The sequence below is a fragment of the Streptomyces niveiscabiei genome, from assembly GCF_033794345.1.
GTDB classification, from domain to species: Bacteria; Actinomycetota; Actinomycetes; order Streptomycetales; family Streptomycetaceae; genus Streptomyces; species Streptomyces niveiscabiei.
Genome location: NZ_JARAYJ010000004.1, coordinates 348,713 through 360,332, shown reverse-complemented (window position 1 = coordinate 360,332; position 11,620 = coordinate 348,713). Strand labels below are relative to the sequence as shown.

Below are 11,620 nucleotides of genomic sequence, written 5' to 3'. Positions count from 1 at the left end.
TCTCGTCACTTCTTCACCCCATCGGGTTACCATGCGAAAGCGTCCCCGTCCCCGACACCCCCGGGTTGCCCATGGCCGTCGTCGTCGCACCTTCCCCCTCCCCGTCCTCGTCCTCACGGCGGATCCGCAGGCGTGTGCTGCGCGGCGCGCTGATCGTGGCGGTGGGGTATCTCGCGCTCTGGGCGACCGGCGCGCTGGGCATCCTCGGGCTGTCGTACCTCGCGCGCGAGGACACCGCGACGCCACCGGGGACGCACGACCTGCGTGGGGTTCATCACTTCCAGCCGGTGGACACCGAGGGCCGGCTGTGGCGGGGCGCCGCGCCGAAGCCGGACGGGTACGGCGAGCTGAGGCGGCTCGGGTTCACGACGGTCGTGGACCTGCGCGCGGAGGACCTGAGCGCGGCGCAGCTCGCCGAACCGGGCGAGGCGGGGCTCACGGCCGTACGCCTGCCGGTGCGGGACGGGCAGACGCCCACGCAGGCGCAGGTGCGGCGGTTCCTCGCGGTCGTGCGGGACGCGCCGGGGCGGGTGTTCGTGCACTGCGGCGCGGGGGTGGGCCGTACGGGGACGATGGCGGCGGCGTATCTGGTGCAGACCGGCGAGGAGTCCCCGTCGGCGGCGGTCCGGCGCAATCTCGCGGTCGGGCCGCCGTCGATCGAGCAGATCTACTACGGGCTGAGCCTGGAGCGGCACGAGGCCGAGCAACCGCCGTTCCCGGTGGTCGCGCTGAGTCGTCTGGTGGACGCCCCGCGCCGCATGTGGTCGTGGCTGTAGGTCACCTGCCTAGAGGGCGGTCGATCCGGTCATAACTGATCAATGTGGGTCGAGCAGTCAATTTTAGAGAGGTGCGAAAAGCAAACAAAAAGGAAGTCACCGAACATGATCCGGACCCGTGAACAAGGCGTTCAGGAGAGCAGGAAGTCCGCCTCACCCGCCTTCGCTCCCTCGATGAACGCCGTCATCTCGGCCGGGGTGTAGATCAGCGCGGGCCCGTCCGGATCGGTGGACTGGCGCAGCGCGATCCGGCCGTCCTCCAGCTTCATCGCCTCCAGGCAGTTCCCCCCGTTCCCGCCGCTCCACGGCTTGTGCCAGCCCTCGTTGCCCAGTTCCCGCGCGGGCATGCCGTTGTAGATCCGCGGGGCGGGAGAGGACGAGATGCGCTTCATTTACAGCTCCTTGCGGAGATCCCGGAGGATCTCCTTCGTGCGATGTGCCGTAGCGGCCTGCGCCGCCATGCGGTCCATGACCTCGAGGTGTGTCGCCACCTCCTCACGCGCGTCGAGATAGACCGCGCCGGTCAGGTACTCGCTGTAGACCATGTCCGGAAGCTCCGGCATGGCGAATCGGAACAGCACGAAGGGCCCGTACGTGCCCGGGTGCGGCCCGTTGGCGAACGGGGCGACCTGGAGCACCACGTTGGGCAGCTTCGCGGCGTCGAGCAGTCTGTCGATCTGCGCACGCATCACCTCCGGGCCGCCGACCGGGCGGCGCAGCACCGTCTCGTCCATGACGACCCATATCCGGGGCGCGTCGGGACGAGTGAGCAGATCCTGGCGGCGCATGCGCAGGGCGACGAGACGGTCGATGTCTTCCGGCCGGGTCTGCGCGATCGCGCCCGAGACGAGCACCCCGCGCGCGTAGTCCTCGGTCTGGAGCAGTCCGGGGACGAAGTGCGGCTCGTACTGGCGGATCAGGGAGGCGGCGCCCTCCAGGCTGACGTGCATGGAGAACCAGCCGGGCAGGACGTCGTGGTACCGCTGCCACCAGCCCGGCCGGTTGGCGTCCTCGGCGAGCCGTACGAAGCTCTCCGCCTCGTCGCCCGCGACGCCGTACGCCTTCAGGAGCAGTTGCAGGTACGGGATCTTGAGCGCGACCTCGGCGTTCTCCATCCGGCGGATCGTGGCGGGCGCGACGCGCAGGACCTTGGCGGCCTCCTCGCGTTTGAGCCCTGCGCGTTCCCGCAGGTCCAGCAGGCGCCTGCCGAGGACGACCTGCCCCACGGTCGGCGCGGACCGCGGCTCGCTCACGCTCCACCTCCACGAAACTCCACGAACGTCCCCGACTGTTCTCCTGACCCGCACGGCGGCCGTGCGGCGGCCACGCGGACTGCCGGCCGGAAAGATTCCCGACAGCCCTGCGGCGCCGTTCGGAGACCTCGCGGAGTTCTGTACGGCCGCCACGCGCGCGTACGGCGATGTACGTCCGTGCGTGGGCGACGGCCCTCCGGGGTCCCAATCGGCGCCGCTCTACGTGCTGTTGCGAGCAGTGTGCCACGGCGTCCCACCGCGTCGCGCAGCACTCTGCAATTTTCAGAGTGACACTTGCCAAGTGTTCACGGCGGGGCGATAGTGGCAAGCGTGATTCCGTCCGCGCCTTTAGGAACAGACGCCGCCGCAGGCCGCCCCGCAGGTCTCGGTGCCGCGTCGGGAGCAGGTTCTGACCAGACCTCTGCCGAGCGCCGGTTCCGGTTCGAGCTGGCCGCACATCCGGGTTCCCCGGCCCAGGCGAGACGCCTGGTGCGGGCCCGGCTGAGTGGCTGGTCGGTGTGCGAGGACACGTGCGACTCGGCCGCCCTCGTCATCACCGAGCTGGTCACCAACGCGATCGTGCACACGGCCGGCGGGGTCGTCGTGTGCGAACTCCAGGACGGCGCGGACACGCTGCGCATCGCTGTGCGTGACGAAGGATGTGCGCCGGGTGAGCCCCGTCCGTCCCCCCAGCTCCCCGAGGAGGAACACGGCCGCGGCCTCCTCCTCGTCGACGCCCTGTGCCGCGCCTGGGGCGCCCAGGAGCACGGCCCCGGCCTCCTGGTGTGGGCCGAGCTCCCCCGAGGCGCCAGTGCCCCGCTCAACGACCTCGGCTGGGGCGCCCGCCCGAAGCCGAACCCGTCCGACGAACCCACGCCCCACGACGGCGAGGGCGGCAATGCGGCTCCCACGGGTGCGGGCGGGAACCTGGACGAGCGGGTGGTGACACAGCGGGTGGTGACACAGCGGGCGGCGGCAGATCCGGGCGCGGCTTCGCGGTACGCCGCCGAGGCACCGGCCCGGCCGTCCCGCACCGCGCAGGTCCAGCAGCACGGCTCCGCGCATCCCGCGCAGGCGCAGCGTCCCACGCCCCCGCTTCCGCACCATCCGCCGCACACCCACCCCGAGCCCCCTCAGCTTCCGGGGCATCCGAGCCGCAGGCAGCACGCCCAGAGCCCTGACGGCGACTCCACCAGCTGGCGCTCGCACCCCGGTTCGGCCACCGCGACGTCGCAACCGGGAGTTCCCGGCGCAGGCGAGCGTGGCCGGGAGCGGGGCAGGGCGTGAGCGCCCCGTCCGCCGAAGGTCCGGTGCTCACCATGAACACGCTCGTCCGAGTCGGCCGCCATCTCACGCACACGCCCGGCGCACCCGCGCGCCTGCCCGTACCCGACGGCATGACGATCCCCCTGGGCTGCGACGCCGTCGCCGTACCCGCGCGCCTGGGCCCCCTCCTGATGCCGCGCCTCCCGCGCGTGGGGTGCGTGTACGCCGACGACACGCACTGGTGGTGGCTCGTCCCCGCGGACTCCGACTACGCCGTCGAGTGGCCCGCGCCCGCGCAGTACGCGACCGGGGCGGTCCTTCCCGACACGCCGCACACCCTCACCCTCATCAACCGGCCGACGGGGACCGTCCCGTACACGCCGCCGATACCGCTGTACCTGGCCCTGTGCCGGCTGACGGGGGCGACACCGACGTGGGCGCGCCCGATCAGCGCGTAGCGCTCCGCGTGCCCCGACGCCTCGCGCGCACGCGGGCCGGTTGATCTCTTGAGGCTGCGTGTTCCGGCGCAGCCTCAAGAGACCGCCCGGCCCTCCCACCCACCCCACAGCGCACGCCCGCGCACGCGTGCCCCCCTCCACGCGCCCTCCCCCACCCCGCCCCCGCACGCCATAGTGGCCCTTCGTGCATATGCGGAACCGCCACCCGGGGGAGGCAGAGCGTGCGCAGACCGCGCGGGCAGGGGAAGGGCCGGCGTGAGGTGTCCGAGTCGGAACGATTACTGTTCGGCGGCCCGCTGAGCTACGACATGGGCTGGAACCAGCACCGGGACGCGTTCCTGGAGCTGGGGTTCCGTTCGATGCTCAGCCGGCTCCCCTCACTGCTGACGGTCAGCCTCAGGCTGGCGAGACAGGCGGACCCGCGCGCGGCGAAGATCGTCGTGGCGGCGGAGCTGTCGCGGGGCGCCGCCCAGGCGGTGAGCCTGCTCGCGGTGAACAGCGTCCTGAGCCGCCTCATGGCCCAGGGCCCGATCGAGGCCAGGGTCCGCGACGCCGCGCCCGCGCTGATCGTGATGGCCGTGATGCTGTTCCTCGGCGCGCTCCTGCGCGCGGCGTCGACGTACGCGACGGGCCGCCTCGAACCGAAGGTCGAGCGCGTGGCGACCGAGCTGTACCTGGAGCGGGCCGCGGCCGTCGAACTCGCCGCGATAGAGGACCACGCCTTCCACAAACTCCTGGACACGGCCCAGTACGGCGCCCAGTCCGCGCGCAGGATGATCGGTTACGGCACGCGCGTGGTGAACTCGGTGATCTCGCTGGCCGCGGCGGCGGGCGTCCTGACGGTCCTGCACCCGGTGCTGCTGCCGCTCCTGCTGACGATGACGCTCCCGAGCGCGTGGAGCGCGCTGACGAACGCCAGGCGCCGCTACGAGTCGTTCCACACGTGGGTGCAGCACGCGCGCGCGGGACAGCTGATCGCGAGCCTGCTGACGGAACCGGCGGCGGCCCCGGAGATCCGTGTGCACGGCGTCGGCCCGTTCCTGCTGCGCCACTTCCGGTCGATGTCGGAGACCGCGGAGGCGGAACAGGCGCGGCTGGCCCGCCTGACGGCCCGTACGGGGCTGATCGCGGCGGCGTGGACGGGCCTGGCGACGGTCGCGACGTACGCGACCCTGGGCGGCCTGCTGCTGGGCGGCGCGATGGCCCTGTCGGTCGCGGGGACGGCCGTGATCGCGATCCGCAGCGGCTCGGCGAGCCTGAACACGCTGGTCCTGGAGGTGAACCAGCTCCACGAGGAGGCCCTGTTCGTGGGCGACCTGCAACGGCTGTACGTCGAGGCGGCCGAGCGGGCGATCCCGGCGGGCGGGACGGACCTCCCGGAGGACCCGGAGGAGATCCGCTTCGAGAACGTCACGTTCCGCTACCCGGGCGACGGCTCACCGGACCACCGCCCGGCCCTGGACGACGTCTCGCTCACCCTGCCGCTGGGCCGGATCATCGCGCTGGTCGGCGAGAACGGCTCGGGCAAGACGACCCTGGTGAAGCTGCTGGCGGGGCTGTACCGGCCGGAGTCGGGGCGGGTCATGTGGGACGACGTGGACGCGGCGGGCGCGGACCGCGGGCAGCTCGCGGAGCGGATCGCGATGGTCGCGCAGGACTTCAAGCGCTGGCCGTTCACGGCGAGGGTGAACGTGGCGATCGGCCGCTCGGCCGCGCCGCTCACCGAGGAGCGGCTCGCCTCGTCCGTCGCGCAGGCGGGCGCGCAGGACGTCGTCGCGGACCTTCCGCGCGGTCTGGACACGCTGCTGGCGCGCCAGTTCAGCGGCGGTCACGAGCTGTCGGGCGGCCAGTGGCAGCGGCTGGGCATCGCGCGGGCGGCCTACCGGCGCGGGCGCATCCTGATCGTGGACGAGCCGACGGCCGCGCTGGACGCGCGCGCGGAGCTGGAGGTGTTCGAGAAGATCCGGGCGCTCGCCGACAGCGGCCAGACCGTCGTCCTGATCACGCACCGGCTGGCGTCGGTCCGCCACGCCGACCTGGTGCACGTCCTGGAGCAGGGCCGGCTCGTCGAGTCGGGCACCCCGGACGAACTGCTCGCGACAGGGGGCGTGTACGCGGAGCTGTACGCCCTCCAGGCCGAGCAGTTCACCGTACGGCTGCCCGCTCACTCTCCGGAGTGACCCCGCACGATCACCAGGAAGGCGTCGCCGGCGAGGTCCATGACGACCTCCGCCGCCAGCCCTTCCGAGCGCCTCGCGCGCGCGAACTCCTCCGCGGGCCACGACCCGCGCGGGCCGCCCGCGGGGAACCGTTCCAGTACGGTCCGCCCGTTCACCATGTCGTCCTCCGGAAAGCGTCTCCCGCACGGCCGTCCGTTCCGGCCGTCGCTCGTACTGGAGTGAACGCGCCACAGGGGCCCGAGGACTCGGCATATGACAGTACTGAGACCTACCTGACACACCACCCGCACGACCATGACGCAGAGTGATCAGAAGTCGTACTCGTCGTGATAGAGAACGGCCGTTTCGGGCCCCCGTCCCCACGCGGTCAGGTCGAGCAGCCCGGCCGCCGTGCCGAGCCCGTCGAGTCCGCGTCCGAACGCGGAGTACGTGTGGAAGACGCGGTCCGCGTCGCGCAGGAAGCAGCTCAGGCCCTGCCGTTCGACGAGTTCGCCGTCCGCGCGCGCGAGGGTCGCCTCGAAGTCGGTGTTGAAGTCGCTGTCGTACGACGAGTACCAGGGCACCGTCCAGCCGAGCCGCGCCTTGAACGGCAGGACGCGCGTGTACGGCGCTCTGGAGACGACCGCGAACGCCGTGTCGCGCGCCTTGAGGTGGGCGAGGTGGCCGACCTGGTCGAGGAAGGCCGAGCAGCCCCGGCAGCCGGTGTCCCACTCGGGCGCGAACATGAAGTGGTGGACGACGAGCTGGGCGCGCCCCTGGAAGAGGTCGAGGAGGGTCGCCTTGCCGTCGCCGCCCTCGAAGACGTACTCCGCCTCGACCTCGACCATCGGCATCCGGCGCCGCTGCGCGCCGAGCGCCTCGCGCGCGCGGGCGAGCGCCTCCTCCTTCGCCAGCAGGTCCTCGCGCGCCGCGCGCCACTGTTCGCGCGAGACGATCTCCGGGAGCGACATCGCCCACCCCTTCACGTACGACGGTCCGTCGGAGGGGGTGACTGGAGGGCCGCGCGGAACTCATCGTCGTGGGCGAAAAAACTTCGGAACAGCGCGGCTCAGGTGTCGTACTCCTGGACACGCCGCCCGTGCGCGCGGTCGGTGAGGGCGGGCAGACGGGCCGTCAACTCCGTGACGACGGATCGCACGTCGACGGTGAGGAGCTGACGCTCCCGCATGAGGACGCGGCCGTCGACGATCGTCGTGCGGACGTCGCTCGCGCGGGCGCTGTGCACGAGGGTCGCGGCGAGGTCGTGGACGGGCTGGGTGTGCGGGCCGGTGAGGTCGACGAGGACGAGGTCGGCGCGCATGCCGGGGGCGAGCGCGCCGATGCGGTCGCCCAGTCCGAGGGCCCGCGCGCTCTGCGGGCCCGCGTGGTCGAGTGCCTGGCGTGCCGTCAGCCAGCGCGGGTCGCCGGTCGTCGACTTCTGCACCAGCGCGGTCAGGGCCATCGACTCCCACACGTCCAGGGAGTTGTTGGAGGCGGCGCCGTCCGTCGCGAGCCCGACGGGTACGCCGATCTCGCGCAGCGCGCGCACGGGGGTGGTCGTCGGCCAGGCGAACTTGAGGTACCCGCGCGGAGCGGTCGCCACGGAGACACGTCCCCGCGCGCGGGCGAGGACGTCGAGGTCGCGGTCGAGGATGCCGGTGCCGTGCGCGATCAGGACGTCCGTGTCGAGGATGCCGGTGCGCTCCAGGACGTCGATCGGGGTGACGCCGTGGCGCGCGAGGCTCGTCCCGGCCTGGTCGCGGTTCTCCGAGGCGTGCAGGTGGACGGGGAGCCCGTGCTCCTGCGCGAGGGCCGCGGTGGCGGCGAGATCGGCTTCCGTGACGGTGTACGGGGCGTGCGGGGCCAGGGCGGTGGTGATCCGCCCGCCGGCCCCCTCGCGGTACCTCAGGGCGAACTCCAGGGACTCCTCGCGGCCCTTCGGGCCCTGGGAGGAGAAGTACGCCTGCCCGAGGTGGGCGCGCAGGCCGGTCTCCTCGACGACGGCGGCGACCGCGTCCATCGCGAAGTAGTGGTCGGCGAAGCAGGTGACGCCCGCGCGGATCATCTCGGCGCAGGCCAGGCGCGCGCCGAGTTCGACGTCCCGCGCGGTGAGGTTCGACTCGACCGGCCAGACGACGCCGTTGAACCACTCCTCGGTCGGCAGGTCCTCCGCGATTCCGCGCAGGGCGACCATCGGCGCGTGCGTATGGCAGTTGATCAGCCCGGGGAGCGCGACCTGCCCGCGCGCGTCGATGCGCTGTGCGGCCTCCCCGGGCGGGTCGTCGCCGATCGACTCGATACGGCCGTCCCGGACGACGACCGTCGCGTCCGTACGGAACGTGAGACCGGGTTCCACAACCGTGCAGCCCGAGATGACGAGGTCCGCGGAAGGCGTCATCCTGACACCGTACGACGGGGTCCTCGGCCTGCGTGAGCCGTGGCGGGCATCCTGTCCGGCGCCTGTCGCGGCGGCCTCCCCCGAAGGCACCCTTGGGCCCTGGAAGCGCGCTCTGGAGGGAGCCCGTCATGCTCCTCGGCACCTGGAACCTGGAGAACCTCTACCGTCCCGGCGGCCCGTTCGGGCCCAAGGACAAAGCCTCCTACGACACGAAGCTGGCGGCCCTCGCCGAGACCGTCGACGCCCTGGCGCCCGACGTCCTCGGCGTCCAGGAGGTCGGCGACCCCGACGCCCTGGACGACCTGCTCGCCGTGATCGGCGGCACCTGGCACACGGCGCTCTCCGAGCACCCCGACGGGCGCGGCATCCGCGTCGGCGTCATCAGCAGGACGCCCCTGGTGGCCGTCGCGGACGTCGACGCGTTCCCGCACGGCCTGCGGCCCGTCCAGGTCGACGACTCCGGGCTGACGGTCTCCGCGCCGGGCCGCGGCCTCCTCGCGGTCCGCACCGGCACGCTGCACCTGGCGGTGGCCCACCTGAAGTCCAAGCTCCTCACCTACCCGGGCAACCGTTTCTTCCCCCACGACGAGGGTGAACGGGCCCGCTACGGCGCGTACGCGCTGTACCGCCGCGCCGCCGAGGCGGTCGCCCTGCGCGCCCTCGCGGACGACCTCCTCGCCGACGACGGGCGCGCGCGGGACGTCGCCGTGGTGGGCGACCTCAACGACGAGGTCCAGGCCGCGACGACCCAGATCCTCCTGGGCCCGCCCGGATCGGAGGTGGGCACCCCCGGCTACAACCTGCCGGACCAGGGCGACCGGACCCGCCTGTGGGACGTGGCCCCCCTGATCCCCGCCGACCGGCGGTACTCCCGCGTCAACTCCGGCCGCCGCGAACTCATCGACCACATCCTCCTCAGCCACCAGCTCGTCCACCGCGTGACCGAGGCCGACACCGGAATCCCGTCGGCCGGTGGTGTGCTGCGGCTGCCGTCGGTGAACGAGGACCCGAGGGAACGACGGGACGCGGCGGGGTCGGACCACGCGCCGGTGTGGGTGCGGGTGGGGTAGGGCGCATACGGGGAACGCCCCCTGACCGCCTCGCGCGCGGGCGCCCCTCACACCGCCCGCGGCAGCCTCATCCGCCCCCTCGCCCCCGGCACCCTGTGAGCGTCCAGCGCTGTCAGCAGTTCGTCGAGCAGTTCCCGGTGCCGTGCGCCCAGATGCCCCGTGTCGTCGAGTTGCACGGCGCACGCCGTCGTCGTGTCGACGAGGCGTTCCAGGAGGGCGGCGATCTCGTCGGTGCCGGCGGTGTGGCGGGCGAGGGCCGGGTGTTCGGCGGCGGAGAGGGCGATGGCGGCGCGGGCTTCGGCGAGGGTGCGGTAGGCCTCGCGGCGGAGGGCCCAGCGGGTGGCGCGGTCGCCGGTCGGGGCGGGGGGTGTCCGAGATGCCGCGTCCGGGGCGTTCAGGGGGGCTTGGGAGGCCCTGTGCGGGACCCCGGCCAGGTCGTGCGGGGTTCGGGGCCTCTCGTGCGTTCCAGGGCGCCTCACGCGCTTCTGGGGCTTCCGGGTCCGGGGCTCCTCCCCGGTCCCGCTCAGCACGTACGCCAGGTACTCCTGCGCCGCCCCGGTCGCCAGCGCGAGCCGGGCCCGTACCTGGCCCCCGCGTTCGCCCGGCATCGGGAGGTGGCCGACGACCAGGACGAGGACGCAGGCCAGGAGGGTCTCGCCGATGCGGCCCGCGGACGCCTGGGGTTCGCCGCCGACCATGACGAGGGCGAGGACGAGGACGGTGACGACGGCGGTCTGCGCGGCGAAGTGGCGGGTGGCGACGGGGACGAGGGCACCGCAGACGGCGACGAGGGCGACGAGTCCCTCGGGGCGGGGCAGGAACGCGGCGAACCCGGCGAAGACGAGCGCCCCGAGGACCGTGCCGGCGGCCCGGTTCAGGACGCGCGAGACGAGTGGTCCGAGGTCGGGCTTGACGAGGAAGACGGCGGTGGCGGGGAGCCAGTACCAGTGCGTGTGCTCGCCGTACCAGTGGGAGTGGTGCAGGGCCTGCGCGATGGCGGCGCTGGCGCCGAAGCACAGGGCGACCCGCATCCCGTACTCCCGCCCGCCCGGGCCGAACGCGGCCCGCAGCAGGTCGGCGGCCGTACGCCTGCGCGCGTGCGGAGCGGTGCTGTGCCCCCGGTCGAACGCCTCGGCGGCGTGCAGCAGCGCGTCGTCCAGGGCGCGCAGCGCGGGCGCGGAGCGGGAGGGCGCGGGCAGCGGCCCGGTGGGCGTGTTCTCGCGGACGGCGGCGGCCAGGCGCCGGGGTCCTTCGGAGGCGCGTTCGGAGACGGGTTCCCCGGCCCAGGCGAGCGCGGTCGCCGCCTCCCCGAGGGGCAGCGCGGCGGCGTACTGCGCGTGCAGCCGCCGTTCCGTGGAGGAGCTGGCGTAGCGGCGCAGCCGGGGCCCGGCGAAGGCGTCCTGCGCGTGGTCGAGGGCGGCGGTGAGGGCGGCCCGGCGCGCGCCCGCGTCGGGGCCGCCGGCGGCGTCGAGGAGGGCGGCGATCGCGTCGTACACGCCCGCGACGGCGTCCCGTTCGCCGTCGAAGCGGAAGTCCCCGGCCAGCGAGCCCGGCGTGGGCAGGGCGAGGCGCAGCAGGAGGAGCCAGCCCGCGCCCGCGAGGTAGGCGAGGGCGCGCTGCCAGCCCGCCTCGTCGACCGGCATGCCCGCGCCGATCGCGGAGGCGACGAGGACCTGGGTGCCGGCCGCGGACGCGACGGGGCCGATGGCGCTCATGCCCCCGGCGACGAGGCCGAGCGCGGTCAGGGCGAGGGTGAGGAGGACGGGGCCCGCGTGCGCGCCCGCGTAGGTGCCGCCGAGGAGTCCCGCGGCGCCGGCCAGCGCGGGCGCCCCGAGCCGCTGCACGGACGTACGCCTGCTGCCCGGGCGGTCGTTGATCCCCGCGAGCATCGCGGCGATCGCGGCGACGACGCCGAGCGAGGTGCGTCCGGTGGCCACGGCGAGCGCCAGCAGCGGCCCCGCCGCGAGCGCCCCGCGCGCGACCGCCGCCCAGGGGACGGGGCCGCGTTGCGCGCGCAGTGCGTGCGCGAGCCAGGGCGGGAGGGCGACACCGGCGCGTGGGGACACGGGGCTCCTGTCGTGACGGGGACGGGTGCCGTCGGGCGACGTCGGCCGGGGCTTCGGGCTGTCCCTCCACGGTACGCAGCGGGTGGGCCGGTTGCGTTTCGTCGAGGTGACGCGGGGTGTGATCAGCCGGTTTCTTTATGAACGCAACTCCCGCGCGGGTACGGCGATTCCCGG

At 73.6% G+C, this 11,620-nt stretch carries 10 protein-coding genes and 1 pseudogene; 5 read left to right on the top strand and 6 right to left on the bottom strand.

Annotated elements, in window-relative coordinates; translation table 11 throughout:
• Positions 1–71: 71 nt before the first annotated feature.
• A complete protein-coding gene (locus tag PV682_RS07920) occupies positions 72–776 on the top strand; it encodes a protein-tyrosine phosphatase family protein (RefSeq protein ID WP_319725463.1) in 705 nt (234 codons plus the stop codon).
• A gap of 131 nt (positions 777–907) precedes the next feature.
• On the opposite strand, the gene PV682_RS07915 is transcribed toward PV682_RS07920, so the two are convergent.
• Together PV682_RS07915 and PV682_RS07910 are read right to left on the bottom strand one after the other, a co-directional pair.
• Complete coding sequence (locus PV682_RS07915) at positions 908–1,168, bottom strand: DUF397 domain-containing protein (protein WP_010352518.1); 261 nt, start codon at positions 1,166–1,168, stop codon at positions 908–910.
• Positions 1,169–2,029 (bottom strand): helix-turn-helix domain-containing protein, encoded by an 861-nt coding sequence (locus tag PV682_RS07910; protein ID WP_319725458.1) that lies wholly within the window; start codon positions 2,027–2,029, stop codon positions 1,169–1,171.
• A 294-nt stretch (positions 2,030–2,323) separates the two neighbouring features.
• On the opposite strand from PV682_RS07910, the pseudogene PV682_RS07905 reads away from it, so the two are divergent.
• From PV682_RS07905 to PV682_RS07895, 3 genes and pseudogenes are all read left to right on the top strand, one after another.
• Positions 2,324–2,920 (top strand): annotated as a pseudogene (locus tag PV682_RS07905) (ATP-binding protein); the annotation flags it as partial.
• A 428-nt stretch (positions 2,921–3,348) separates the two neighbouring features.
• On the top strand, positions 3,349–3,753 hold the full coding sequence (locus PV682_RS07900; protein ID WP_319725455.1) for a hypothetical protein: 405 nt from the start codon (positions 3,349–3,351) through the stop codon (positions 3,751–3,753).
• 308 nt (positions 3,754–4,061) lie between these two features.
• The gene (locus tag PV682_RS07895; RefSeq protein WP_319725615.1) at positions 4,062–5,933 is read left to right on the top strand and encodes an ABC transporter ATP-binding protein; all 1,872 of its coding nucleotides are present in this window, start codon (positions 4,062–4,064) and stop codon (positions 5,931–5,933) included.
• Here the strand turns inward: PV682_RS07895 and PV682_RS07890 are convergent.
• From PV682_RS07890 to PV682_RS07880, 3 genes are all read right to left on the bottom strand, one after another.
• Positions 5,918–6,091, bottom strand: a complete 174-nt coding sequence (locus PV682_RS07890; RefSeq protein ID WP_319725453.1) for a hypothetical protein — start codon at positions 6,089–6,091, stop codon at positions 5,918–5,920. The genes PV682_RS07895 and PV682_RS07890 overlap by 16 nt on opposite strands.
• 150 nt (positions 6,092–6,241) lie before the next feature.
• Positions 6,242–6,883 (bottom strand): DUF899 domain-containing protein, encoded by a 642-nt coding sequence (locus PV682_RS07885; RefSeq protein WP_319725451.1) that lies wholly within the window; start codon positions 6,881–6,883, stop codon positions 6,242–6,244.
• Between the two features lie 98 nt (positions 6,884–6,981).
• Positions 6,982–8,310: an amidohydrolase gene (locus PV682_RS07880; protein WP_319725448.1), complete on the bottom strand. Its 1,329-nt coding sequence runs from the start codon at positions 8,308–8,310 to the stop codon at positions 6,982–6,984.
• Between the two features lie 128 nt (positions 8,311–8,438).
• On the opposite strand from PV682_RS07880, the gene PV682_RS07875 reads away from it, so the two are divergent.
• Positions 8,439–9,380: an endonuclease/exonuclease/phosphatase family protein gene (locus PV682_RS07875; protein WP_319725447.1), complete on the top strand. Its 942-nt coding sequence runs from the start codon at positions 8,439–8,441 to the stop codon at positions 9,378–9,380.
• Positions 9,381–9,427: 47 nt separating this feature from the next.
• On the opposite strand, the gene PV682_RS07870 is transcribed toward PV682_RS07875, so the two are convergent.
• On the bottom strand, positions 9,428–11,446 hold the full coding sequence (locus PV682_RS07870) for an FUSC family protein (RefSeq protein ID WP_319725446.1): 2,019 nt from the start codon (positions 11,444–11,446) through the stop codon (positions 9,428–9,430).
• Positions 11,447–11,620 lie beyond the last annotated feature (174 nt).